This window comes from Streptomyces sp. NPDC107562 (assembly GCF_055657325.1).
In genome coordinates this window covers 616,033-640,801 of sequence record NZ_JBVKBE010000001.1, presented here as the reverse complement: position 1 = coordinate 640,801, position 24,769 = coordinate 616,033, and the positions used below count along the sequence as shown (strand labels likewise).

At 72.7% G+C, this 24,769-nt stretch carries 24 protein-coding genes and 1 pseudogene; 8 read left to right on the top strand and 17 right to left on the bottom strand.

The window, feature by feature from the left end:
* Positions 1-13: 13 nt before the first annotated feature.
* The 4 genes from ACZ7LV_RS02915 to ACZ7LV_RS02900 are packed head-to-tail and all read right to left on the bottom strand — an operon-like array spanning position 14 to position 3,508.
* Entirely contained in the window at positions 14-628 is a 615-nt protein-coding gene (locus ACZ7LV_RS02915) for a TetR/AcrR family transcriptional regulator (RefSeq protein WP_471935055.1), read from the bottom strand.
* Positions 629-674: 46 nt separating this feature from the next.
* Entirely contained in the window at positions 675-1,406 is a 732-nt protein-coding gene (locus ACZ7LV_RS02910) for an NADPH-dependent F420 reductase (protein WP_471935053.1), read from the bottom strand.
* A 28-nt stretch (positions 1,407-1,434) separates the two neighbouring features.
* Positions 1,435-2,466, bottom strand: coding sequence for an LLM class flavin-dependent oxidoreductase (locus tag ACZ7LV_RS02905; RefSeq protein WP_471935051.1), 1,032 nt, complete (start codon positions 2,464-2,466; stop codon positions 1,435-1,437).
* A complete protein-coding gene (locus ACZ7LV_RS02900; RefSeq protein WP_471935049.1) occupies positions 2,459-3,508 on the bottom strand; it encodes an LLM class flavin-dependent oxidoreductase in 1,050 nt (349 codons plus the stop codon). Before ACZ7LV_RS02900 ends, ACZ7LV_RS02905 begins: the two co-directional genes overlap by 8 nt.
* A 173-nt stretch (positions 3,509-3,681) precedes the next feature.
* Between ACZ7LV_RS02900 and ACZ7LV_RS02895 the strand changes: the two genes are divergently transcribed.
* The 4 genes from ACZ7LV_RS02895 to ACZ7LV_RS02880 all read left to right on the top strand — a co-directional run bounded on the left by ACZ7LV_RS02895 (position 3,682) and on the right by ACZ7LV_RS02880 (position 6,984).
* A complete protein-coding gene (locus ACZ7LV_RS02895) occupies positions 3,682-4,836 on the top strand; it encodes a hypothetical protein (RefSeq protein WP_471935048.1) in 1,155 nt (384 codons plus the stop codon).
* 58 nt (positions 4,837-4,894) lie between these two features.
* Positions 4,895-5,290, top strand: coding sequence for a hypothetical protein (locus ACZ7LV_RS02890; RefSeq protein WP_471935047.1), 396 nt, complete (start codon positions 4,895-4,897; stop codon positions 5,288-5,290).
* 146 nt (positions 5,291-5,436) lie between these two features.
* Positions 5,437-6,240 (top strand): GNAT family N-acetyltransferase, encoded by an 804-nt coding sequence (locus tag ACZ7LV_RS02885; RefSeq protein ID WP_471935045.1) that lies wholly within the window; start codon positions 5,437-5,439, stop codon positions 6,238-6,240.
* Between the two features lie 153 nt (positions 6,241-6,393).
* On the top strand, positions 6,394-6,984 hold the full coding sequence (locus ACZ7LV_RS02880) for a flavodoxin family protein (RefSeq protein WP_471935043.1): 591 nt from the start codon (positions 6,394-6,396) through the stop codon (positions 6,982-6,984).
* A 106-nt stretch (positions 6,985-7,090) separates the two neighbouring features.
* Here ACZ7LV_RS02880 and ACZ7LV_RS02875 read toward each other — a convergent pair whose 3' ends face one another.
* The 11 genes from ACZ7LV_RS02875 to ACZ7LV_RS02825 all read right to left on the bottom strand — a co-directional run bounded on the left by ACZ7LV_RS02875 (position 7,091) and on the right by ACZ7LV_RS02825 (position 18,967).
* Positions 7,091-7,741, bottom strand: coding sequence for an SRPBCC family protein (locus tag ACZ7LV_RS02875; RefSeq protein ID WP_471935041.1), 651 nt, complete (start codon positions 7,739-7,741; stop codon positions 7,091-7,093).
* Positions 7,742-7,831: 90 nt separating this feature from the next.
* The gene (locus ACZ7LV_RS02870; RefSeq protein ID WP_471935039.1) at positions 7,832-9,013 is read right to left on the bottom strand and encodes a vWA domain-containing protein; all 1,182 of its coding nucleotides are present in this window, start codon (positions 9,011-9,013) and stop codon (positions 7,832-7,834) included.
* Positions 9,014-9,017: 4 nt separating this feature from the next.
* Positions 9,018-9,893 carry an AAA family ATPase gene (locus ACZ7LV_RS02865; protein WP_471935036.1) on the bottom strand — a complete coding sequence of 292 codons (876 nt, stop codon included), beginning with the start codon at positions 9,891-9,893 and terminating at the stop codon, positions 9,018-9,020.
* A gap of 15 nt (positions 9,894-9,908) precedes the next feature.
* Positions 9,909-10,763, bottom strand: coding sequence for an FAD binding domain-containing protein (locus ACZ7LV_RS02860; protein ID WP_471935034.1), 855 nt, complete (start codon positions 10,761-10,763; stop codon positions 9,909-9,911).
* The gene (locus ACZ7LV_RS02855; protein WP_471935032.1) at positions 10,760-13,279 is read right to left on the bottom strand and encodes a xanthine dehydrogenase family protein molybdopterin-binding subunit; all 2,520 of its coding nucleotides are present in this window, start codon (positions 13,277-13,279) and stop codon (positions 10,760-10,762) included. The genes ACZ7LV_RS02860 and ACZ7LV_RS02855 overlap by 4 nt, the downstream gene beginning before the upstream one ends.
* Entirely contained in the window at positions 13,276-13,776 is a 501-nt protein-coding gene (locus ACZ7LV_RS02850) for a (2Fe-2S)-binding protein (RefSeq protein ID WP_471935029.1), read from the bottom strand. Before ACZ7LV_RS02850 ends, ACZ7LV_RS02855 begins: the two co-directional genes overlap by 4 nt.
* 325 nt (positions 13,777-14,101) lie before the next feature.
* Complete coding sequence (locus ACZ7LV_RS02845; RefSeq protein WP_471935027.1) at positions 14,102-14,926, bottom strand: ABC transporter permease; 825 nt, start codon at positions 14,924-14,926, stop codon at positions 14,102-14,104.
* The gene (locus tag ACZ7LV_RS02840) at positions 14,923-15,933 is read right to left on the bottom strand and encodes an ATP-binding cassette domain-containing protein (RefSeq protein WP_471935025.1); all 1,011 of its coding nucleotides are present in this window, start codon (positions 15,931-15,933) and stop codon (positions 14,923-14,925) included. Before ACZ7LV_RS02840 ends, ACZ7LV_RS02845 begins: the two co-directional genes overlap by 4 nt.
* Positions 15,934-16,045: 112 nt before the next feature.
* Positions 16,046-16,888, bottom strand: coding sequence for a DUF4097 family beta strand repeat-containing protein (locus tag ACZ7LV_RS02835; RefSeq protein WP_471935023.1), 843 nt, complete (start codon positions 16,886-16,888; stop codon positions 16,046-16,048).
* A 97-nt stretch (positions 16,889-16,985) separates the two neighbouring features.
* Positions 16,986-17,507, bottom strand: coding sequence for a toxin-antitoxin system HicB family antitoxin (locus tag ACZ7LV_RS02830; RefSeq protein ID WP_471935021.1), 522 nt, complete (start codon positions 17,505-17,507; stop codon positions 16,986-16,988).
* 224 nt (positions 17,508-17,731) lie between these two features.
* Entirely contained in the window at positions 17,732-18,967 is a 1,236-nt protein-coding gene (locus tag ACZ7LV_RS02825) for a BtrH N-terminal domain-containing protein (RefSeq protein WP_471935020.1), read from the bottom strand.
* A 513-nt stretch (positions 18,968-19,480) separates the two neighbouring features.
* Between ACZ7LV_RS02825 and ACZ7LV_RS02820 the strand changes: the two genes are divergently transcribed.
* Genes ACZ7LV_RS02820 through ACZ7LV_RS02805 form a run of 4 tightly spaced genes read left to right on the top strand, consistent with a single transcriptional unit; the run spans position 19,481 to position 23,279 of the window.
* Complete coding sequence (locus ACZ7LV_RS02820) at positions 19,481-20,599, top strand: patatin-like phospholipase family protein (protein ID WP_471935018.1); 1,119 nt, start codon at positions 19,481-19,483, stop codon at positions 20,597-20,599.
* Positions 20,596-21,825 (top strand): macrolide family glycosyltransferase, encoded by a 1,230-nt coding sequence (locus ACZ7LV_RS02815; RefSeq protein ID WP_471935016.1) that lies wholly within the window; start codon positions 20,596-20,598, stop codon positions 21,823-21,825. Before ACZ7LV_RS02820 ends, ACZ7LV_RS02815 begins: the two co-directional genes overlap by 4 nt.
* A 3-nt stretch (positions 21,826-21,828) precedes the next feature.
* Positions 21,829-22,317, top strand: coding sequence for a hypothetical protein (locus tag ACZ7LV_RS02810; protein WP_471935014.1), 489 nt, complete (start codon positions 21,829-21,831; stop codon positions 22,315-22,317).
* Positions 22,314-23,279 carry a hypothetical protein gene (locus ACZ7LV_RS02805; RefSeq protein WP_471935012.1) on the top strand — a complete coding sequence of 322 codons (966 nt, stop codon included), beginning with the start codon at positions 22,314-22,316 and terminating at the stop codon, positions 23,277-23,279. Before ACZ7LV_RS02810 ends, ACZ7LV_RS02805 begins: the two co-directional genes overlap by 4 nt.
* A gap of 71 nt (positions 23,280-23,350) precedes the next feature.
* On the opposite strand, the pseudogene ACZ7LV_RS02800 reads toward ACZ7LV_RS02805, so the two are convergent.
* Positions 23,351-23,629, bottom strand: a pseudogene (locus ACZ7LV_RS02800) (SDR family NAD(P)-dependent oxidoreductase); the annotation flags it as partial.
* 75 nt (positions 23,630-23,704) lie between these two features.
* Positions 23,705-24,643 (bottom strand): 2-hydroxyacid dehydrogenase, encoded by a 939-nt coding sequence (locus ACZ7LV_RS02795; protein ID WP_471935011.1) that lies wholly within the window; start codon positions 24,641-24,643, stop codon positions 23,705-23,707.
* Positions 24,644-24,769 lie beyond the last annotated feature (126 nt).

The following is a 24,769-nucleotide window of genomic DNA, read 5'->3' as shown; positions in this document are numbered from 1 at the left end:
CCGTGTTTCGTCTTCAGATGTCGGCGGGCGGCATCCCGAGGGCCAGCCGGGTCTGGCTCAGCAACGTCCGGCGGAAGTCCTCGGCGGTCGGAGCGGCGTGGTGCAGCACCCGGGGGATCATGACTCCCGCCAGCGCCACCAGGAGGAGGTCGACGGCGTCGTCGGGTGTGCCGTGGGGTGTGAAGGCGCCCTGGTCGCAGCCGTCGGTCACCGCGCGCAGGAAGGGTTCCCGGTAGCGGGCCCAGACCTGCGCGCTGTAGTCCCTCAGCTCCGCGTCGCGGATGCCGGCCCGCCAGAACTCGATGAGCGCCTGCTGCGTGCGTTCCGTACTGCCGAGGCTGCGGTCGATGAGCAGGACGAGGCGCCGCCACGGGTCCCGCTCCCTGGCTGCCGCGGCGGCCAACGCCTCGACCTCGGCGTCGGTGGCTCTGCGCATGGCCTCGATCAGCATGTCCTCACGGGACCCGAAGTAGTTCTGGAGGGTGCTGATCGCCACGCCGCCGGCCGCGGACACATCGGCGAACCGGGTGTTCTCGTAGCCCCGCGCGGCGAGGGTGTCCACGGCGGCGTCCAGCACTGCTTCCCGCCGGGCCCCACCCGCACGACGGGTGCGCTGGGTGGTAGGCATCCTCATACGGTACGACGATGCCGAAACAGGGGCAAACAGGGACAGGTCAGGCGGCCTGGTCGCCCGGCGTCGTCGTGGCGGCGGCAGCGGCGGCCCTCGCGGCGATCACCGCGCGACCGCGCTCCGAGTCCGGGAAGCGGTCGAGCATCGCGCGCAGTTCCGCGGCGCCGACGTACGCGCCGAAAGGCTCTGTGCCCGGTTCGAGCCGTACTCCTTCGGCGAGGGGGCCCGCCGTCACCGGGTCGAAACCGAGGGCGGTCACGAGGCGCGCGACGGTGGCGAGGTCGTCGGGGCCGTCACCGGCGATCGCGATCGCCTTGCGTCCCGGCGTTCCCTCGGGCCGGGCACCGTCCTCGAGATCGTGGTAGCCCATGTGGTTGAAGGCCTTGACCACCCGCGCCCCGGACAGATGGGCCCGCACGATCTCGCTGGACGAGGTGAGCGGGTCGGTGAGGTCCTCGCGGATCCCGTCGACCTCCCACCAGTAGTTCATGGCGTCGACGACGAGCTTGCCCCGCAGTGCCTCGGCCGGGACCGTGCGGTACTTGCCGAGCGGAAGGGCCAGGACGACGACGTCCGCCTCCGCCGCGGCAGCCGCGGTGACCGGGACGGCGCCGGGGGTGAGGACCTCCACGGTGAGCTCGATCTTCGCGGGGTCACCCGATCCGGCGATGAGCACGCGGTAGCCGGCGGCCAGGGCCAGGCGGGCCAGCACGGTGCCGACCTTTCCGGCGCCCAGGATGCCGACGGTGCGCACGGCGTCGGTGGTGGTGTCCATGTCGTCTCCGTTTCCAGGGGGCTCGGGGTCAGCCCGCGAGGAGGTCGCGGACCATCGGGAGCACCTTGGTGCCGTACAGCTCGACCGCGCGCAGACGGGAGCTGACCGACTGTGCCCCGGTGGTGTAGATCAGGTCGAAGCGGCCCACGCCCAGGGTCTTGATCGCACGAGCCATCTTGCGGGCGACGGTCTCGGGCGCACCGATGTAGAGCGAGCCGTGCGCGATCTCGGCCTCGTACTCCTCCTTGCGGATCGGCGGCCAGCCGCGCAGCGCGCCGATCCGGTCCCGGATCACCTTGTAGTGCGGCCAGTGCAGCTCCCGGGCCTCCTCGTCCGTGTCGGCGAGGAAGCCCGGCGAGTGCATGGCGACAGGGTGGGCGGTGGTGCCGAACTTCTCGGTGGCCCGCTGGTAGAGGTCGATGTAGGGCGCGAAGCGCTCAGGGCTGCCGCCGATGATGGCGAGCATGAGCGGGAAGCCGTACCGCGCGGTGCGGACGACCGACTGCGGTGAGCCGCCCACGCCGACCCAGGTGGTCAGGCGCCCGGACTCGGTCTTGGGGAAGACGTCCGCGTTCTCCAGCGGCGCCCGCTTGGTTCCGCTCCAGGTGACGGGCTTCTCCTCCAGCAGTTTGGCGAAGAGGTCGATCTTCTCCTCGAACAGCACGTCGTAGTCGCTCAGGTCGTATCCGAAGAGGGGGAACGACTCGGTGAAGGAGCCCCGTCCGAGGATGATCTCGGCCCGGCCGTTCGAGAGGGCGTCCAGGGTCGAGAACCGCTGGAACACCCGGACCGGATCGTCGGAACTCAGCACCGTCACGCCCGACGACAGCCGGATGCGGCTGGTCCGGGTGGCGATGCCGGCGAGCACGGTCTCCGGCGAGGAGATCGCGTACTCCGGACGGTGGTGCTCACCGAGCGCGAGGACGTCGACGCCGGTCTCCTCCGCGAGGAGCGCCTCGTCGAGGACCTGCCGGACGGCCCGGGCGTCGGACACGGGCGTCCCCGCGTCGTCCAGCGGCACATCGCCGAACGTGTCGAGGCCGAGGACGAGATCAGACATGGCTGGGTTCCTTCGTGAGCAGATGCCGTACCCGCGGGGCGACTTCGCCGCCCAGCAGCTCGATCGTGCGGGCGCGGGCTTCGCGCGGGAGGTTCATGACGTCGTACTTGAGGTCGAAACGGCCCAGGCGCAGCTCGCGGGCCACGGTGGCGATCTTGCGTGCCACGGTCTCGGGTGATCCGACGAACAGCGCGCCCTGGTCGACCTCCGCCAGGTAGCGCTCGCGGGTCGGCCTGTAGAACCCGCGCTCCTGCGCGAGGGCGGCGACGACCGGCTGCCAGTACTGCCACCAGGTCTCGACCGCCTCCTCGTCGGTGTCGGCGACGAGCCCCAGCGAGTGCTGGGCCACGGGCTGCCTGGCGTGCCCGAACTGTTCGAGGGTGCGGTGGTAGAGCTCGACGTGACCGGCGAAGCGCTGGGGCCGGCCGCCGATGACGGCCAGCATGAGCGGCAGGCCGTGACGGGCCGCGCGCACCACGGAGTTCGGGCTGCCGCCCACGCCGATCCAGGTGGGGATGCCACCGGGCGGCATACGGGGATGCAGCCGCTGCTCGACGAGCGGGGAGCGGAACCGGCCCGACCAGGTGACCGTCTCCTCGCGCTGGAGGCGCAGGAACAGGTCGAGCTTCTCCTCGAACAGCTCCTCGTAGTCGGCGAGGTCATGGCCGAACAGCGGGAACGACTCGGTGGCCGAGGCCCGCCCCAGGACGAGCTGGGCGCGGCCGTTCGAGGCGGCGTCCAGCGTGGAGAACTCGTGGTAGAGCCGCACGGGGTCGTTGGTGCTCAGCACGGTCACCGAGGTGCCGAGCCGGATGCGCCGTGTCGCGGTGGCGATCGCGGCGAGCAGCACGGGGGTGGCGCTGTCGTTGTGGCCCGCCCGGTAGTGCTCGCCGATGCTGAAGACGTCGATCCCGGCCGACTCGGCGAGCCGGGCCTCCTCGATCAGCAGGCGAACGGTCTCGGCGTCGCTCAGCGGCCGGCCGCCGTCCGTGGCGACCTCCCCGAACGAGTTCAACCCCACTTCGAACGCTGTCGCCGTCATGGACTCCTCCTACCGACTCCCGGGACGCCCTGCACCGCCAGGCATGCATATTGCTTGACGCAGCAAATAATTACGCCAAAGTGCTTGACGCGTCAACCATAGGCCGGTTCACCTGCCCCTATCCTGTGGTTGATCGAACACGGACAACTGCGGGGCTCAGGCGGGGGAAACACATGGCATACCGGCGCGCCGTCGTACCGGCGGTGGCGGGAAGTCTGCTGTTCACGGTGTTGCTGTGGTGGGCCGGGGCCAGCGCCCAGGCGCTGCAACTGCGCGGCGCCACAGGCGTGTTCGACATCGACTCCACGAACGAGCTGCTGCGCTGGCTCACCCCTTGGTCGTACGACCCCTTGGTCGCGCCGCGGCCGCAGGAGTGGGCGGGCGGCGACCCGGCCATGGGGGCGAGCGACCCGTACGACCGTCTGTACGGCACCGCGATGCAGATCAGATACGTCGCCGTCTTCGTGTTCTTCCTGGCCGGCGCGCTGCTCCTGCTCCGCCGGATACTGCCCGCGGAGGGCCGCCGCACACCGGCCGTGCTGTCGGCGCTGTGGGCCTGGGGCCCGGTGGCCGGAACCCTTGCCGTGACGGTCTCCGCGCCGTGGCTGATCGCGTCCGGAGGGCACGGCAGCTATCGCGTCCTGCCCGAACTCGCGAGTGTCATCGCGTCGAGCGGTCCGGTCACGGTGTTCGCAGGGCTCCCGACCGCCGTGCTCACGGTGCTCGTGGCCCGTGTCACCGCCAAGGGCGCCGATCCTGTGCCTCTGCGCACCGTTCCGCCGCGCGCCGGACGCCTCGCCGCGGGCGTCGGGACCGCCGTGGTCGCACTGTCACTGGTGGTCCTCTCGTACGAGTCGGTGGCGGCCCGGATCCAGACGTCGTTCGGTGGCGCGGGGCTGCTGTCCGAACCGGGAGACCTGCTGCGCCAGTGGCTGCTGCTCGGCGGCTGGTCGGGCCCGTCGACCGCCACGCTCGGCGACTGGCTGCTGTACCGGGTCCCCGAGGTCCTCACGCTGGCCGTCGTGTGGTGGGGGCTGCGCCTGCTGCCCACCCTCCTCACCCGGATCACGGTGCCGGCGATGGCGGCGGGCGCGGTCTGCGCCACCGTGCTGGGGCTGATGGCGAGCCAGGTGCTGCACATGGCGATCGACGACACCGGCACCGTGTGGGGCCCGGTGCACCTGTTCTCACGTCTCGGCAGCGGCGTCCCCGCCGCACTCACCTTCGGCACCGCTGCCGGGATCGCGGCCTTCTTCACCCTGCGGTGGAGGGGAGGGGCGACGGCGGAGCCGGCCGTGCCGGTAGGCGTGCCTACTCAGGCGAAGTGAGTATCCGCTGAGTATCCGCGCGCTGCCGCACGCTCCGTCGAGCCCGAACACTTGGGTCATGCGTAGTGGACGAGAAAGACCGGTTCGCGAACTGATCGCGACCTTGCTCCTGGCCTGCGTGACGACGGCCTGCTGGGCCGCCTGGCTGGGCTGGGACCAGCACCGTGACGTGCGCCCCGACGGCTCGACGACCGGCCCGTACGAGGCGTGGCAGGTGGCGGGGCTCGGGCTGACACTCCTGGGCCTGGTGTGCTGGGCCGCCTTCCGGGGTCACATCGTGCCCGCGGTGCTCGGCGCCACGGCCGGGCTGTGCGTCGCCGCCTTCGTCGACTGGTCGGACGACTCGAGCGGGCTCTTCGTGATCGGCGTGGGGATGGTCGTGATCGGCACCTTCGTCGCGAGCACGCTCGTCGCCCTCCTGATCGCCGCCACGAGGCGGAAGACCTCCGCGTGACCCGTTCCCGCCCTGGGACGCGCTCCCGCCCACCGGACGAGGTCCGGCCTGCCGGACGACGGAACCGGGCACGGTCGTACACTCGCCACGCCTGCAACGGCGAGCGGGTCGGCAGGCGGCCTCACGACGTGCGAAAGGGCCGTGTCATGCCGGATACGACGACGGGGACGGGCACACTGGCGGCCGTGTTCGCCAACTTCCGCCAGTACCTCATGGGGTGGGACCTCACGGCGGGCCACGAGGAGCGGGCGGACGGCGCGGGTGCCGAGTTCTTCCGCAGCGGCCTGGCCACGCCGCAGTTCAACGGCGTGGTGCGCGTGCCGCCTTCGTCCGCGGTCGAACCGGCGGTGGCCGCCGTACGGCAGCACCTGGCGGGTCTGCCCTGGTGGTGGTGGGTGGGTCCGGACAGCCCGGAGGACACGGCCGACGCCCTGACCCGGTGCGGAGGCCGCCGGCTCGCCGCCCTTCCGGTGATGGTGCGGCCCCTGGACGGGCCGGCCGGCGGAGCCGGGGACGGCCTGGGCGAGGCACCCGCCGGACTGCGGGTCGGGGCGGTCCGGGACGGGGAGCGGCTGGCGGAACTCGTCCGGACGTACCGCACGTCGATGGGGATCGCGCCCGGCCTGGAGGCCGACATGGTGCGCATCGAGTCCCGGCGCCCGGACAACGCGGACATCATCCGGCTGGCCGCCGTGCTCGACGACCGGGTCGTCGGGACCACCGTGGTGATCGCGGCACACGAGGTCGCCGGGATCTTCCTCGTGCACGTGGCCGAGGACAGTCGCCGGCGCGGCATAGGCGGGGCGCTGACGGACACCGCGCTGCGGGTGGGACGCGAACGCGGGATGCGGACCGCCGCGCTCGTGGCAAGCCCCGCGGGCGAGACGCTGTACGGGCGCTTCGGCTTCACCACGGTGTCCGAGTACGGCCTCTTCGGCTTCCCGGACTGAGCCCGGGCGGCGCTGCGAGGCCGCGGGTGTCACACGGACGGCGGCTGTCCGGTCGTTATGGGTACCGGTCGACTCCAGGCCACCTGGCCTGATGCTCGTCGACCGCGGGCTCCCAGCGGGAGCCGGTCAACCCACTGCCAGGAGAAGTCGTTCATGAGCACCCCTATCGTCGCGATCGCCTACCACTCCGGCTACGGCCACACCACCGTCCTCGCCGAGGCCGTGCGCGACGGCGCCGTGGAAGCCGGAGCCGTCGCTCACGTCATCAAGGTCGACGAGATCACCGACGAGCAGTGGGAGCTGCTCGACGCCTCGGACGCCATCGTCTTCGGATCGCCGACCTACATGGGCACGGCCTCCGGTGCCTTCCACCAGTTCGCGGAGACCACCTCCAAGCGCTGGGCCGTGCACTCGTGGAAGGACAAGCTCGCCGCCGGGTTCAGCAACTCCGGTGCCAAGAGCGGCGACAAGCTCCACACCCTCCAGTACTTCAGCGTCCTGGCCGCCCAGCACGGCATGACCTGGGTCAACCTCGGCCTGCACCCGGGCTGGAACAGCACCACCGCCTCCGAGGACGACCTCAACCGCCTCGGCTTCTACCTCGGCGCGGGCGCCCAGACCCACACCGATCACGGCCCCGAGGAAGTCCACAAGGCCGACATAGCCACCGCCGAGCACCTCGGCCGCCGCATCGCCGGACAGGCCCGCATCTACGCGGCCGGACGTGCCGCCGTCGGCGCCTGACAGCGTTCCGACGGCAACGGGCACACCCCCCTGACCCGCGGCTCAGAGTGCGTTCCCCCTCTGAGCCGCGGTGCCACGTGGACGGCGGGGCAGGACGACCGGGTTCTCACCGGTGTGAGCGGCGTCCGCCCCGCCCGCGGCACCGGAACCGCGTGACGATCAGTGCCAGCACGGCGAGTGCCGCCGCCCCGGCCGCGACTCGTTTGGCGACCGGCAGCCCGGCGGTGCGCAGCAGGTCGAGCGGCTCGGGCTCGGACGGGGCGAGCGGCGTCGCCTCGTCAGGCCGGGCCCCCTCCCCCTCCGTGGCCGCGGCCGGCTCGGCCAGCCGGTCCGCCAGACACGCCGCGAACTGTCCCACCAGCCGGTCGCCCACCTCCGCCAGCACCCCGCGCCCGAACTGCGCCGGGCGCCCGGTCACGGTGAGATCGGTGCGCACCGACACGGCCGTACCGTCCTCGTGGGCGCTCAGCACCCCGGTGAGTGTGGCCCGGGCCGTGCCCTGCCCGCGGGTCTCCCTGCCGCTGGCGACGAGCACCATCCGGTGCGCCGACTCGTCCTGCTCCTCGAAGACCGCGGTGCCCCGGTACGTCACGGTGATCGGGCCGACCTTGACCTTCACCCCGCCGGTCACGGTCGTGCCGTCGTACGCCTCGACCGTCGCGCCCGGCAGACAGGGCGCCACCCGCTCGATGTCGAGGAGCGCCCGCCAGGCCTCGTCGACCGGGACGGGGACGGTGAACTCGTGTCGCAGTTCCATGACGTGCTCCTCGGCTCGCAGGGCGGCGGGGTGGACGGGCGCCGTCGGGGTCGTGCCGGCCCGGCGGACTCGGTTCTCAGGAGGCGGCGTTCACACACACTGCGCTCCCTTCGCGGTCGCCGGGCCGTCCGAGGCCCCGCGCACCACCGCCGCGAGGTGCTGCAGCGCGGCGAGGCTGTGCCCCTCCACGAAGGCGTCGACACTGGGCAGGGCGGCGGCCATCCCGGCGGCCAGCGGCGCGTAACCGGGGCGGGCCTTGCGCGGGTTCGCCCAGACGACCTGATGGGCCAGCGCGTGCAGGCGGCGCATCTGCGCGCCGAGCAGCTCCGGATCCCCGCGCTCCCAGCCGTCCGACAGCAGGACGACGACCGCTCCGCGCGCCATGCCGCGCTGCCCCCAGCGGTGCAGGAACTCGCGCAGCATCTCGCCGAGCCGCGTGCCGCCGCGCCAGTCCGGCACGGCCTCGGCGAGGGCCGCCATGGCGAGGTCCGGGTCGCGGTGCGACAGCTCGCGCGTGGTCCGCGTCAGCCGGGTGCCGATGGTGAACACCTCGGTGCGGCCGCCGCGTACCGCCGCGTGGGCGAAGCGCAGCAGCGCGTCGGCGTACGGCGCCATCGAGCCGCTCACGTCGACGAGCAGGACGACCCGGCGGGGCTGCTCCACACGCGCGTTCCGCCGCAGCAGCGCCGGTTCCCCGCCGCGTCGCAGCCACTGCCGTACCGTGCGGCGCGCGTCGACGCCGCCGCGCCGGTCGGGTCTGCGCCGGGCCGAGCGCCGGGTCTGTCCACGCAGCGCCAGCGCGGCGAGCAGGCGCCGCAGCTGAGCGCGTTCGGCGGCGTCGAGTGCGGCGATGTCACGGTGCCGCAGCACCTCGGCGGAGCTGGCGAGGGTCGCCGTGGGCGGGCCGGACGGCTTGTCGTCGCCCGTGGTGCGCGGCGCGCCGGTCGTCGACCGGGTGACCTGGCGCGGTCGGGGCGGGAGGACCGTACGCGCGGGCCCGCGACCGGAGGGGGCGTGCGCGTCGAAGTACGCGGCGAACACACGGTCGTAGCGCTCCAGGTCGTCGTGCCCGCCGCACAGCGTCGACCGGCCGGCCCAGTACACGTCCGTCCTGGCCCCGGGCCCCAGCACGGCCACGGCACGCAGGAACGCGTACAGCCGTTCGGTGCTGACGTCGAGTCCCGCCGCCCGCAGCGCCCGTACGAAGCCCAGCAGTACGGCGTCGGCTCCGGTCGTCGGCGACGTCGGCGCCCCGCGTTCCTCCGTGCCCATCGCCTCACGCTCCCCGGGCCGCCAGGGCCGCCGAGAGATCGAGGGTGCGGGCCCGGTCCGTGTCCTCCCGGTACTTCAGGACCGACCCCAGCGTGGTCACGGCCAGTTCCGCGTCCACCTCGTCCGCTCCGAGCGCGTCCAGGGCCTGGGCCCAGTCGATCGTCTCGGCGACGCCGGGAGGCTTGATGAGGTCCGCGCCCCGCAGCGCCTGCACCAGCGCGGTGACCTGTTCGGCCAGCCGCGCCGACACTCCGGGAAGGCGGCGCCGCACGATGGCCAGCTCGCGCGCGAAGGAGGGGTGGTCGAACCAGTGGTAGAGGCACCGCCGTTTCAGCGCGTCGTGCACCTCCCGGGTCCGGTTGGAGGTCAGGACGACCACCGGCGGCTCCTCGGCCCGCAGGGTGCCCAGCTCCGGGATGGTGACCGCGTACTCGGACAGCAGCTCCAGCAGGAACGCCTCGAACTCGTCGTCGGCCCGGTCGATCTCGTCGACCAGCAGCACCGAGGGGTGCGTCTGCAGGGCGCGCAGCAGCGGCCGGGCGATGAGGAAGCGCCGGTCGTACAGCTCGCTCTCCAGGCGGTCGGCGTCGGTGACGCCCGACGCCTCCGCGGCCCGCAGGTGGAGCAGCTGGCGGGGGAAGTCCCAGTCGTACAGGGCCTGCGACGCGTCGATCCCCTCATGGCACTGAAGGCGGACGAGCGGCGCGTCGAGCGCCTCGGCGAGGGCGCCCGCGAGGGCGGTCTTGCCGACGCCCGCGTCCCCTTCGCAGAACAGCGGCCGGTGCATCCTCAGCGCCAGGAAGCAGGTGACGGCCAGCCCTTCGTCGACGAGGTACCCGGTCTCCTCCAGGCGGGCCCGTACCTGCTCCGGGTCGTCCATGCCGGTGATCGGCGCTCACTCCCAACCGGTGGCGGCCAGCACCGCCCGCCGGGTCAGCACGCGCGTGAGGTGTCGCCGGTACTCGGGGCCGGCCGCCAGGTCCTGCGAGGGCCGGGTGCCCTCGGCCGCCGCCTCGGCCGCCCTGGCGACGGCTTCCGGGCCGTCCGCCCCGGCCAGCGACTCCTCGGCGGCCGTGGCCCGCAGCGGGGTCGAGCCCATGTTCGCCAGACCGACGCGCGCCTGCGTGACGTGCCCGTCGTCGCGCCGCACCAGCACCGCGACACCGACGATGGGCCAGGACTGCGCGACCGGATGGAACTTCTCGTAGTGGAAGGCCCAGCCGTCCGTCTTCGGGATCCGCACCTCCACGAGGAGTTCGTCGGGTTCCAGGGCCGTCTGGAGGTAGTCGACGAAGAAGTCCCGGGCGGCCACCGTGCGCCGCCCGCCGGGGCCCGCCACGACCATCTCGGCGTCCAGGGCCAGGGCCACGGCGGGCAGGTCCGCTGCCGGGTCGGCGTGCGCGAGGGAGCCCCCGAAGGTGCCCCGGTGCCGCACGGCCGGGTCGGCCACCGTGGCCGTCGCCTCCGCCAGCAGCCCGGCGTGGCGGCGTACCAGCGGGTCGTGCAGCACCTCGTGATGCGTCGTCATGGCGCCGATGGCGAGCGTGTCGCCGTCCTCGCGCACGCCCCGCAGCTCCGGGATCCGGCCGACGTCCACGACGAGTTCGGGGAAGGCCAGCCGCATCCGCAGCAGCGGCAGCAGGCTCTGCCCGCCGGCCAGCACCTTGCCGTCCTCGCCCGCCTCGGCGAGCGTGCGCACGGCCTCGTCCAGGCTGTGGGGACGGGCGTAGTCGAACGCGGGGGGAATCACTGCGGGCCCTCCTCTCCCGGGAGGCCGTCGCGGCCGGCGCCCGGCGTGCCGTACTGACCGGTGTCGCCGGACCGGGCCGCCTGCGCGGACTGGCCGGACTGGGCGGGGCCCGTCCCCGCGGGCTCGTCGACCGGGCCGGCGTCGCCGGCCCGTGCCGCCCGGATGGCCTGCCACACCCGGTGCGGCGAACAGGGCATCCGGACGTCGCGCACGCCGAGCGGCCGCAGCGCGTCGACCACGGCGTTCACGACGGCCGGCGTCGACGCGATCGTCCCGGCCTCGCCGACCCCCTTGACGCCCATGGAGTTGTCCACGGCCGGGGTCTCGGTCCGGTCGGTGATGAAGTCCGGCAGGTCCGCGGCGGAGGGAACGAGGTAGTCCGCCATGGTGCCGGAGACGAGGTTGCCCTCGTCGTCGTAGACGGCCTCCTCGAACAGCGCCTGCGCGATGCCCTGGGCGAGTCCGCCGTGCACCTGGCCTTCGACGATCATCGGGTTGACGACGGTGCCGACGTCGTCGACGCAGACGTAACTGCGGATGCTGGTGCTGCCGGTCTCCGTGTCGACCTCGACCGCGCACAGGTGGGTGCCGTGCGGGAAGGAGAAGTTCTCGGGATCGACCACCGTCTCGGCGTTGATGGACGGCTCGACACCGTCCGGCAGATCGTGCGAGGTGAACGTCTCGAAGGCGATCTCCTGGATGCTCCTGCGCGCCTCCGGGGAGCCTCTGACGGAGAACACGCCGCCACTGAACTCCAGGTCCTGCTCGCTCGCCTCCAGCAGGTGGGCGGCGACCTTGCGCGCCTTCTCGACCACCTTGACCGCGGCCCGGTGCACGGCCTCGCCGCCCACGGCCAGCGACCGGGAGCCGTAGGTGTCCATGCCCTGGGGCGCCGTCTTGGTGTCGCCGTGCAGCACCTCGATGTCCTCGAAGGGCACACCCAGCACGTCGGCCGCGATCTGGCTCCAGCAGGTCTCGTGGCCCTGCCCGTGCGGGCTGGTGCCGGTGACGACCTCGACCTTGCCCGTCGGCAGCATGCGGATGCTCGCCGCCTCCCAGCCGCCGGCGGCGTACCGGAGGTCGCGCAGCACCCGGCTCGGCGCGAGGCCGCACATCTCGGTGAACGTCGAGACGCCGATGCCGAGGCGCACCGTGTCGGCGCGCGCGTTGCGCGCACGCTGTTCGGCGCGCAGGTCGTCGTAGCGGAAGAGGGCGAGCGCCTTCTCGGTGGCCGCCTCGTAGTCGCCGCTGTCGTAGGTGAGTCCGGCGATCGTGGTGTAGGGGAACTCGTCGTGCCGGATCCAGTTCCGGCGCCGCACCTCGATGGGGTCCAGACCGAGTTCCACGGCCAGCTCGTCCATGATCCGTTCGATCGCGTACGTGGCCTCGGGACGGCCGGCGCCGCGGTAGGCGTCGGTCGGGGTGCGGGTGGTGAAGACGCCGGTGCAGGTGAAGTCGTAGGCGTCCATCTTGTAGATCCCCGGGTACATGAAGGCGCCGAGGATCGGGATGCCCGGGGTGACCAGCATCAGGTACGCACCCATGTCGGCGAGCAGGTCCACCTTGAGCCCGAGCAGTCTGCCGTCCCGGGTGGCGGCGATCTCGACGTCCTGGATCATGCCGCGGCCGTGGTGGGTGGCGAGGTAGCCCTCGGAGCGGGACTCGGTCCACTTCACCGGTCGGCCGAGCCTGCGTGCCACCGCGAGGGCGAGGGCCTCCTCGCCGTACACCTGGAGCTTGGAACCGAAACCGCCGCCGACGTCCGGGGCGACGACCCGCAGCTTGTGCTCGGGGATGCCGGTGACCGTCGCGAGCATGATCCGCAGGATGTGCGGGATCTGGGTCGCCGAGTGGACCGTGTACTCGCCGGAGGCGGCCAGCGGCGTGACGACCACCGCGCGGGGTTCCATCGCGTTGGGGATCAGCCGCTGCTGGTGGTAGCGGCGCTTGAGGGTCACCTCGGCGCGCTCGCGTACCGCGTCGAAGCTCTCGCCGGTGGCGAGCGGCCAGGTGTAGCAGCGGTTGGTGCCCTTGTCGGCGTGGACCAGCGGGGCGCCCTCCGCGAGCGCCTCCTCCAGGTCCAGGACCGGGGGCAGCGGTTCGTAGTCGACCTCGACCGCCTCCAGCGCGTCCGCGGCCGCGTACCGGTCGCGGGCGACGACGACCGCGACCGGGTCCCCCGCGTAGCGGACCTCGTCGACGGCGATCGGCGGATGGTCGGGCAGCACGATGTCCTCGGTCACGGGCCAGGCACAGGGCAGCGAGCCGAGGCCCTCGGCGAGATCGGCCCCGCTGAACACGGCCACGACACCGGGCCGTTCGAGGGCGGGGGCGACGTCGACCCGGGTGACGCGGGCGTGCGCCATGGGGCTGCGCAGGACGGCCATGTGCAGCAGGCCCGCGACCTGGATGTTGTCGGTCCAGTTGGTCTGGCCGGTGATCAGCCGGGCGTCCTCCTTGCGCGGGCGGGAGCGGCCGATCTCGCGCTCTTCGTCTTCCACGGCCTGATCGGTCATGCCGGGGCCTCCTTGGTGACCTCATGGCCCGAGGTGGCCTCCTGTCCGGCCGCGGCGAGCACCGCGCGGACGATGTTCTGGTATCCGGTGCAGCGGCACAGGTTGCCTTCCAGGCCCTGCCGCACGTCGCTCGGGGTGGGAAGCGGGTTCTCCCGCAGCAGGTCCCGCGCCGCCATGATCATCCCCGGGGTGCAGTAGCCGCACTGCAGACCGTGGTGCTCGTGGAAGGCACGCTGCAGCGCCGTCCACTCGCCGTCCTCCGCCAGCCCCTGGATCGTGGTCACCTCGCCGCCGTCCGCCTGCACGGCCAGCACCGAGCAGCTCTTGACGGTTGCTCCGTCCAGGTCGACGGTGCAGGTTCCGCAGTTCGAGGTGTCGCAGCCGATCGGGGTGCCGGTGAGGCCGAGGCGGTCGCGCAGGTAGTGGGCGAGGAGCAGACGGGGCTCCACGTCGTCCTCGTAGGTCGTGCCGTCCACGTGCACCTTGATATGGGTCATGCGCCCTCCATGCCGTGCGGGCAGGGTGAAGGAATCAGCCACGCTGGCGCGATGTAGCTCACTGTAAGACCGGCCGAGGGAGGTGGCGAGCGCTGCGGTGGGACGCGGGGGCCCTCGGCCCGGCACTCCCGGGGTGCGCGGCTGCCGTGCCGGTCGCGCACCCCGCCCCGGGGGACGTCACGCTCAGTCACATACGCGCGGAGGAGCCCGGGACCGAGGGGCCTCGCGCACGCCGTCAGGGCCGCGTACCCCGACGCCGTGCCTGTCGGGGTACGCGGCCCTGGACCGGGGACGGCCTGGGCCGACACCCGGGGCGGGCCGTGCGCTACTTCGGGTCGCGGGCGAACAGTGACGTGGACCAGACGTAGCCGAGCACGGCCAGCCCCACGCACCAGGCCACGGCGAGCCAGCCGCTGTCGCCGATCTCGCTGCCGAGCAGCAGGCCGCGCAGGGTCTCGATGGCCGGCGTGAACGGCTGGTACTCGGCCACCGGCTGGAACCAGCCCGGCATGGCGTCGACCGGGACGAAGGCGCTGGACAGAAGCGGCAGGACCATCAAGGGCAGGGCGTTGTTGCTGGCGGCCTCGGCGTTGGGGCTGGACAGGCCCATGCCGACGGCGATCCAGGTGAGGGCGAGCGAGACGAGCGTCAGCAGTCCGACGGCGAGGAGCCATTCCAGGGCCGTGGCCCCACTGGACCGGAATCCGATGGCCACGGCGACGGCCCCGACGAGGACCACGCTCATCACGCACTGGAGCACGCTGCCGACGACATGCCCGACGAGCACCGAGCCGCGGTGGATCGCCATGGTGCGGAAGCGGGCGATGATGCCCTCGGTCATGTCGTTGGAGACGGACACCGCGCTGCCGATCGTGGTCCCGCCGATGGTGAGCAGCAGGATGCCCGGCACGAGATACGCGAGGTACGCGGAACGATCGCCGCCGCCACCCGCGTTTGCGCCGCCGCCCGCGAGGGGGCCGCCCGCGATGCCGGCGCTCATCACGTCGCCGAAGATGTAGACGAAGAGCAGGAGGAGCATCACCGGGGTGAGCAGCAGGTTCAGGGTGAGGGAGGGGTAGCGCCGGGCGTGCAGGAGGTTGCGGCGCAGCATGGTGGAGGAGTCGCGCAGGGCGAGGGCGAGGGAGCTCATCGGGCTTCTTCCTTGGGCTGGTCGGTCCGGCTCGGCGCCTTGCCGCCGCCGGTGAGGGCGAAGAAGACGTCGTCGAGGTCGGGGGTGTGCACGGTCAGTTCGTCGGCCTCGACGCCGGCGGCGTCGAGCCGGTCGAGGAGGGAGCGCAGTGCGCGCTGGCTGCCGTCGCTGGGGATCTGCAGGGTCAGTGCCTCCTCGTCCCGGGTGGTCTCGCGCAGCGAGGAGGCGGCGCTGCGGTAGGCGGCGGGGTCGGTGAAGCGGAGCCGGACGTGTCCGCCGGGGACGATGCGCTTGAGCTCCTCGGCGGTGCCCTCGGCCGCGATCCTCCCGTCGTGCAGCACGGCGATGCGGTCGGCGAGTTCGTCGGCCTCCTGGAGGTACTGGGTGGTGAGGAAGACGGTGACGCCGCCGGTGACCAGTTCGCGGATGATTCCCCACATGGTGTGGCGGGAGCGGGGGTCCAGTCCGGTGGTCGGCTCGTCGAGGAAGATGATCCGCGGACTGCCGACCAGGGTCATGGCGATGTCCAGGCGGCGCTTCATGCCACCGGAGTAGGTGGCGGCGGGCTTGCCCGCGGCCTCGGTGAGGTCGAAGCGCTCCAGCAACTCGGCGGCCACCCGGCGCCCTTCGCGGCGGGGCAGGTGGTGCAGGTCCGCCATGAGGAGCATGTTCTCCTCGCCGGTGATCAGACCGTCGACGGCGGAGAACTGGCCCGTGACACCTATCGCCGCCCGCACCGCCTGCGGATCGGCGGCCAGGTCGTGGCCGCCGACCTGCGCCTGACCGCCGTCGGCGGCGACGAGGGTCGAGAGGATCTTCACGGCGGTGGTCTTGCCGGCGCCGTTCGGTCCGAGCAGCGCGAACACGGAACCGGCCGGGATGCGCAGGTCGATGCCGTCGAGGACGGTCTTGTCGCCGTAGGACTTGCGCAGCCCGGAGGCGGAGACGGCGACAGGAGACGGGCGTGCGACGCCCGTATTGGATGTGGACATGACAGATGAAGGCATGGAGCCCTCCTGTTTCGAAGAGATCGTGAGCGTGGATGGGTGCGCCTGCGAAACGGCCTGGGCCGAGAGGAGTTCGGGCCGACCCGGCCGCGAGAGGTTCGGGCCGGCCGGGTCAGGCCTTCGCGCGACGGATGTCGATGTTGCCGTGGCGGGTGCGTGCGCGGACCTCGACGGTCTCCTCGCTTCCCTGCGGCGCATCTGACGCGGCGAGCGTGTTGCGCACCTGACCCGACCCGGAGTTGACGTCGAGCCAGGCGGCCGTGCCTTCGCGGACGCCGACCTCGATGGAGCCGTAGGAGGTCTCCAACTGGACGGTACCGCGGGCCACTTCGCCCACCCGCAGGGTGCCGTGGGCGGTTTTCGCGGTGACCGAGTCCTCGGCGCGCGCGATGTCGATGTCACCGTTCGCACCGCTCACCCGCAGTTCGCCGGTCACGGCGCCGACGGTCGTGGTGCCGTGGGAGTTCTTCAGCACGGCCGGACCGCCGACGAAGCCGACGCGCAGGCTGCCGGAGCTGGTGGCGATCTCGGCCGCACCCTCCACGCGGTCCACGGTGATCGAGCCGTGCGACGCGGTCAGCTTCAACGGGCCGGTGACATCGAGGCGGACGTCGCCGGACGAGGTCTTCACCCGGACCTCGCCGAGCGGGCCCTCGGCGAGCACCTGCGCCCAGGCGCCGGTCATGTCGACCCGCGAGTCCGCGGGCAGTTCGACCGTCACGTCGACGGTGCCCGTGCGGCCGAACAGGTTGGACTTGGGCGTCCTGACGTTCAGGACCCCACCGGCGCACGTGACCTCGGTCTGGCCGGCCGTCCGCACGTCCAGATCCTTCTTCGGATCGCGGGGCCGCACGTCGACGACGGTGTCCTGGCGGTCGCCCGCGAGGAACTGGATGGAACCGGCTTCCACGTGTGCCGTGACGGCGACCGGTTCGGGGGTGACGAAAGAAGGCATGACTGTCCCGTCCTCGTGAGTCCTTGGGCCGTCCCCGCTGGTGGGACGTGGTGCGGGTGATGTGGTGCGGGTATGTGGTGGGAGGCGGGGCCGCGCGTCAGCGCACCCAGCCGGTGAAGCTCTGTCCGACGGTCTGGGCCTTTTGCGGAACGGAGGCCCGGGGCCCACCGTCGACGGCGGCCGATACGGCTCGCACGAGCCATGCGTTGACCGAGAGGCCCTCGCGGGCCGCGGCCTCTTCGGCACGCGTCTTCAGCTGGACCGGCAGCCTCAGGTTGATCCGTGCGGTGCCGCCCTCGTCACCGTCCGCCGGGGGCGCCGCCTTGTACGCCTCCACCGGCACAGCGGGCGGCGCCACGGGTGCGCCGCCCTCAGTGGGCGGCGGCGTCACCACGAAGTCCGGGTCCAGTCCGCGCAGCCGCACATCGACCGAGCCGGGGGCCAGCTCACGCGTGATCTCATCCATCGCGGCGGACAGCACATGCAGCATGGCCAGACGTGTCGCCGACTCCAGGGGGGCGGCGAGTCGCTCGGCCAGCTCACGGGCATCCTCTCCACCGGCTTCGGCGGCCACCGCGAGTTCACGGCGAAGGGTGTCGACATACGGGGTCAGGTCCATGACGCCATCATGGCACCATCGTGGCACCACGCACAAGCCCACAGGGGGCGTGGATGCGTGATTCGCCGACAGCTATCGCCCCTGCGTGCAGAAACACACGGTCGGCCATCGACGCCTGCCGGGTGCGGCGCGACGGGAAGTCCGCGATGCGCGGGATGTCGGATGGCGTCACGCGGCGCCCATGTGACGCCATCCTGTGCCATGAAGGTGCCATACGGTGGCGGTCAGAGAAGGGCGACAGCTTCTCGTTCCAGTGCCGTGCCGGCCATGACGGTGCCCGCGAGTTCGTCGAACAGCTCCCTGCGCTCCTCGGCGCCGAGTGCGCCGTACTCTCCCGCGAGTGCCTCGGCACGCTCGCCGAGGGCCCGGACCTCGTCCCTGGCCTCGTCGCCGTGGGCCATGACCAGTCGCATCCGCTGCTCACAGATCTCCGTGTACGCGCCCAGGCCGGACACGGTCTCCAGCGCGAGGGAGGCCACCCGCTCCCAGCAGCGGGCCGACTCACGGAACAGGGCCGCCGCGTCGGGCCGGCCGGCAAGGTCCAGGAAGTCGGCGTAGAGAGGCCTGGTCGCGCCCGGTGCCGTGTACTCCAGTTCCAGGCACTCGTACAGCCTGCGCACCCCGTGGAAGAAGGGCACCGGCTCCCCGAAGCGCCGCTCCCAGCCCGTCTTCGTCCTGGTGTCCCGCAGCTGCGCGGCGAGCTTCTCCATGCCGGAGAATCCGAAGTTGACGTCGAACTTGTTGCCGAGGACCGGCCCGGTGAGATGCCCGACGGTGGCGGCGATCGCACCGTCGACGTCGGGTGCGCCGGTGGCCGGCCCGGACGGCACGATCATCTGGTGGCGTCCCTTCCGGTAGGCGGACCAGGCCGCGCCGAACTCCTCGACGCCGATGGCGTGCGGGGCAGCGGCCTCGTCGTCGACGTGGAGAACGTCGCCGTCGTGGCCGACGACGACGACCGTGTAGGCGTCGGCGCCGAAGCCGGGCTCCATCGCGTGCCAGGGCAGCCGTGACTTGTCCACGGCGCAGAACACCGGGCGGCCCTCGTCCAGGGCCTTGCGCAGCTCGGTCCACTGGGGTTTGCCGCTGTGCCGGACGTCGTACGGCACACGCAGCCGGTCCAGGGCCGATCGGACCCAGGGCTCGGGGTGATGCTGGGCCACGATCGTGAGGAACGGTGGCAGGCCCTGGTACTCGAAGACGAAGTACATGAAGCCCACGCCGCCGGCGAGACCGGCGACCAACGCCTCCTCGTGGACGCTGCCCAGCGCGTGCCGGATCAGGGAGGCCTCGTGATGCTGGTCGGTGCCGAACTCGGCGTACACCAGTCCGTCGCCCGTCACGGGAACCTCGGCCCTGGCCGCCTTGGCCAGCACGTGCCGGCGGGCCGTGGTGTACGACTCCCCGGTGCGGGCCATCCGCTCACGCACCAGTTTCTTGAATCCCCGCTGTTCCGTCACTGTGCAGACCTCTCAGGGTGCCCGGCGCGAACCCTCACGCGGACCGTCACCGTCACCCGTACAGGAGGACACACGACGAAAGGACGTCACACCCACGACGACACGAAGGTCACCTTCGCCCCCGCGGCGCCGCGTGGCGTGAGCACTCGGTCTGGGGGTCGGGCGCGCGGAGACGCCGCCAGCAGGCTATCCCGGGGCCGGTCGGGCGACAACCAGGTGCGGAACCGGCGGTGTGCTGCGAGGACGCCGGACGCCAGGGACGACGGCGCCGCCACCTGGGCACCTGGGCCTCACTCAGGGCCAGGATCCGGCCGTCAGGCGACCGCTCACTACGCAGGGGGCGCGTCACCGGGGGGACAGTCCCATGAGCACGTCCCCACAGGGGCCGGAAGGTCCGTGCGCGGCTCGGGCAGGCGCCGCAGGGGAAACGGGGAATACCCTTTTGTGAGGGTACGGAATGACGCGTTCCTGCCGTTGGATCGTGCACGAATCCCCCTAGGTGCGTGAAGTGACATGAGGCTTCCGCGTGAGCGACCTTCCGACGCCGTCCCGGAACCCTTCGGGCTGGGGGGCCTGCCCAGGCCGGTGGCGGCGGTGGTGGGTGCCGGAGGGGTGCTCGGCGCGGCGCATGTAGGTGTCGGGTACGCGCTGGAGCAACGCGGCTTCGCGCCGGACATGATCGTGGGGACCTCGGTGGGCGCCCTCAACGGGGCCATCGCGGCGGCGCACCCCGACGAGGCCGCCCCGTACCTCGACAACGTGTGGTCGCGACTGCGTCGCCGCGACGTGTATCCGTTCGGCTACGCCTCGTCACGGGTGAGCCTGTTCAACGACCGTGGCCTGCGTCGGCTGATCACCGAGTCCGGGCTCCCCTCCAGGATCGAGGATCTGGCGGTCCCGTTCACCGCCGTGGCCATGGACCTCGCCAGCGGGGCCGCGGCCTTGCTCGACCACGGTGACCTCACCTCCGCGCTCCTTGCCAGTGCGGCGATCCCCGGAATGCTGCCCCCCGTCGAGCGCGAGGGCCGCACCCTCGTCGACGGCGGCGTGGTCGCCTACGTACCGGTGCTGGCGGCGCTGCGGGCCGGGGCGGCCAGCGTCGTCGTGCTGTCGACCGGTCCGGAGAGCTCGCCCCTGCCCCCGGACATCCCGCGGCGGCGTGCGAGCGCCATCGCGGCCCGGGCCGGACTGCTGCTGTTGCACCATCAGATCCAGCGCGACCTGCACGAGGTGGCCCAGCACATCCCGACCGTGCTGCTGCCGACCGGTATCGAGGTGTGGCCCTCGCCCTGGGACTTCGGCCATACCGAGCGGCTGATCAGCACCGCGGCACGGACCGCCGGGCACTTCCTGGACAGCCTGCGCATCGACGGCCCGGGGCTGTACCGGGTCGACGCCATGACGGGGACGGCGAGAGGGGACGGGCGGGCTGGAGAGACGGGGGCGGGGGCGGGGGCGGGGGCGGGGCAGTCGGACGGTGCACCGGCCCGCCCCGGTACGGCTCGGGACGGTGCACCGGCCCGCCCCGGTACGGCTCCCACCGGCCGACCTGCCGCTCCGCCGGATCCGGGCACCCGCCGGGCCGGCCCCGGCGAGCCGCCACCCCCCTACTTCCGAGGAGGCGGTCCGTGAGCACCCTCGCCTTCCTCAACATCGGCATGCACGGCCACATCAACCCGACGCTGCCGATTGTCGCCGAACTCGTCCGGCGCGGCCACCGCGTCACGTACCACGCCTGGCCCGCGTTCCAAGGGGAGATCGCGGCCACCGGCGCGACCGTCCACCTCTGTCCGGAGGACGACCGTGCGATGCCCGACCCGCCGATGCCGATCACGCTGATGGAGGCGCTCGCCCGGACCACCGTCCGCCTCCTGCCCACCGTGCTCGCCGACCTCCGCGGCATCCGGCCCGACCTGATCGTCCACGACAACGCCTGCCCGTGGGGCCCGGTCGCCGCGCGGGAACTGGGGGTGCCGGCCGCGTCGTCGTTCACGACGTTCGCCTACGGCCGTGGGGTGCCGAGCCCCACCGGAGCCTCATGGGCCCTGCTCGCCTCGGCGGCGGCCCACTCCCGCAACGTGCGGGGCTACCTGCGGGCGCGCCGGGAGCTACGCCGCCACTACGACACCCGGACGCTGCCCCCGCTCGACCTGGGGAACCTCCGTCAGGCGCTCAACCTGGTCTACACCTCGCGGGCGTTCCAGCCCGGCAGCGAGGACATCGACCCCTCCTTCCGCTTCGTGGGACCCAGCATCGGCGCCCGTCCGGCCGACCCGTCCTTCCCCGTCGAGCGTCTGCGCGACCCGGTGCTGTACGCGTCCCTCGGCACGTTGTTCGACGCCGGCCCGCGGACGCTGCGGAGTTTCGCCCTGGCGCTCGCCCCGCTCGGCGGCACCGTGATCGTCTCCACCGGGCACACCGATCCCGCCGCGCTCGGCCCGTTGCCCGCCCACGTGATCGCCCGCCGCTCCGTACCGCAGCTTCAGGTGCTCGACCGCGCGTCCCTGTTCGTCACGCACGGCGGCATGAACAGCGTCAACGAGGCCCTGTACGCCGGGGTGCCCATGCTGGTGGTGCCTCAGGGCGCCGACCAGCCGCTGGTGGCCCGCCGCGTGAGCGAACTCGGCGCCGGCCTGTCGCTGGGCAACCATGACGTCACCGAGGACTCCGTACGCGCGCTCGCCCGGCGTCTGCTCGACGAACCCCGCTTCCGGGCGGCCGCGGCCACCTTGCGGACCGCCCAGCGCGACGCGGGCGGCTTCCGGCGCGCCGCCGACGAACTCGAGCGCTGTCTTCGGGAGTCCGGCCCGCCGCGCCGTCCGGCACCGGCTCCCCTCGACCCGTCACAGCGAGGCTGAGCGATGTCACCCCTGGTCGTCGTCCTGCTGCTGCTCGCCGGAGCCTCGGAGGCCGCCGGGCGCCTCGTGCCCCTGGCGGTACGCCGCCCCGGTGTGTCGCACAGGCATGTGATCAGCCTGCTGATCCTGGGGGGTGTCGTCGAGGCGGTGGTGTTCGCGCTGTGGCCGCTGACCGCGTGGACCCTCGCCGAACTCCTGCTGCCCTCGTCGACGCCGGTCGGCGGCACGGTGTGGACCCCCGGCCTCGTCGCGCCCCTCCTGTTCGCCGCCGTGCTCGCGTTCCCCCTGCTCGGGCCGTTCCTCCACCTGCTGCTCCTCGTGGGCGTCGGGGTGGCCCTGACGGGTCCCTTCGCCGCGGCGACCGGTCTCGACTGGTGGACGGCCGCCGAGTGCCTGGCCGTCGCCGGGGTCGGGCTCGGACTCGCCGTGGAGGCCGTCCGGCGGCTGGTCGCCTGGCTCGCCGCGCCCGGAACACCGGAGGCGGTCGCGTGAACACCCTGCTGCTCTGGGCCTGCGCGGGCATCGGTGTCGCCCTGATCGCCGAGGCACTGCTCGCCCGCTACGAGGTGCTGGTGTACGGCGCCGGCTGGCGCGCGCCGGCCAGCGAGCTCCCCGACGGCACCCCCTACGCACGGGGCGCGGCCCCCGACGCCCCGCCGGCGGCTTACCTGGTCTATCTGGACGGCATCGGAAAACGCCGCGTCCGGGACAGCCGGGACGGCGGTGTACTGGTCCGAGCCCTGCTCACCAAGGCGCCGGAGCTGCGGGTCCTCGGCCAGGTGCAGCCGTACTCCCCGCTGGCCGCGCCGCTCGCCGACCGGCCGGTCTGGGCGTGGCTGCGCCGCCACGCCGGTCTGCTGCTGTTCCTGCACAACGTGATGCAGGTCTTCGTCGCCGCGGACCGCCGCTACCGGCCCCTGTACAACCGCGCGGTCGGCGGTCAGATCGCCACACAGCTCCGGCTCGCCGGCTACCGGCCGCACAGCGGTGTCCCCGTGGTGCTGCTCAGCTACAGCGGCGGGGCCCAGGTCGCCACCGGCGCCGTCGACGAACTGCACGCCACCTTGCGGGCGCCGCTGCTGCTGCTCACCATCGGCGGATTCCACAACGGCGCCAACGACATCAGCCGCGCCGAGCACCTGTACCGGCTCACCAGCGCGAACGACCGGATCGAGCGGGCCGGCACCTGGATCTTCCCGCAGCGCTGGCGCCTGTGGCGCGGCAGCGGCTGGAACCGGGCGCTGCGCGCCGGGAGGGTCACCGTTCACCGGCTCGACCCGGCGACCCACGTCGGACCGAGGAGTTACATCAGCCCGAACGCCCTGCTACCCGACCACCGCAGCCACCTGGACCGCACCGCGGACACCGTGATCGGGGTCGTCCGCGCACGCGAGACGGCGCCCACGCCCCCGGCGGGGACCGCGGGACCGGGGGCCGGGGACGGACCGGCCTGAGGGCCGCTGCCCGACCGAGAACGTCGGCGGATCCCGTCACACCGATCACCGCGTGTGGGTCCGGCCGCCGATCAGCGCATGGGCGTCCCGCCGCCGACCACCGCATGTCGGCCCCGCCACCGACCACCGCATGTCGGCCCCACCACCGACCACCGCATGTCGGCCCCGCCGCCGACGGGCGTGTGGACGGCGGCAGGCGCGACGGCGTTGACGGTCACGCCGTGCGCCGCCAGTTCCCTGGCGAACACCTTGGTGAGCACCAGGACCCCGGCCTTCGCCGCCGAGTAGTGGGCTCCGCCGAGGGTGCCGCCCTGCTGGCCCGCCAGGGAGGCGAGGTTGACCACGTGGCCCCCTCCTCGGTCCGCGCGGCCTCGTCGGCGAGCAGCGGGACGAGCGACCGGGCCGCTTCCCTCGGGTCTTCCACATCAGCGGGAAACAACGTTGTCCAGCTCCTCACCTGCGGCGTACCGCTTCAGCTGACGTCGGATCAGTTCTTCGAGTCCGCGCCACAGCGACGGCGTGAACGTGCCGACGTGCGGGGTGACCAGCACTCCGGGCGCGTCCCACAGCGGATGTCCCGCAGGGAGCGGGTCCGGCTCCGTGACGTCGAGCGCGGCCAGCAGTCGGCCGTCGTGCGCTTCCCTCAGCAGGGCGGTCGTGTCGACCACGGCGCCCCTGGACAGATTGACGAGGAGCGCGCCGTCCTTCATGCGCGCCAGCAGATCCGCGTCGAACAGGTGGCGGGTCGCGGGGGTCAGGGGGGTGGCCAGCACCACGACGTCCGCCGTCGCGACGAGCGAGGGCAGGCGTGAGACGGCGTGCACCGGGCCCCTGGGAGAGACACGGTCGCCGCGCGCGACACGGGTCACTGTGCAGTCGAAGGGGCCGAGAAGGTCCTCCAGTGCGGAGCCGACCGCCCCGTATCCGACGAGGAGCACGGAGCGCTCGTACAGGGACTGGAAGACCTGGGGTTTCCACAGCCCGAGGTCCTGGGCGCGACCGAATTCCGGCAGGCCCCGCAGTGAGGCGAGGATCAGGGTCAGAGCGAGTTCGGCCGTGCTGCGGGCGTGGACGCCTCGGGCGTTGCACAGGGTCACGTGGCCGGGCAGCCGGCGCAGTTCGGCCCGTAGTTCGTCGGTGCCGGAGCTGAGGGCCTGGACCGCCCTGAGGCGCGTCATGCGGGGCAGCGGGCTGCCGATGGTGGCGATGTCCTGAACGAGGGGCGGCACGTAGAACTCGACGTCGGCCGGATCGGAAGGGAAGGGCGAACTGCCGTCCCAGCGGGCGTAACGCAGTCCCGCGGGCAGGCCGTCGAGGCGCGTGAACTGCGCGGGCAGCCAGACTTGTCGGGGCGTGGGGGTCATGTCGGCGTGCGGTGCTCCCTGTTCGGCATCGTGGTGCGGGGGGGGCGGGGTCGGCCCTTCAGTGAGACCGGGGAGGCACGCCATGTGTGACACGGGAGGCTGGCCGACATCACGAGGCCCCCGTGA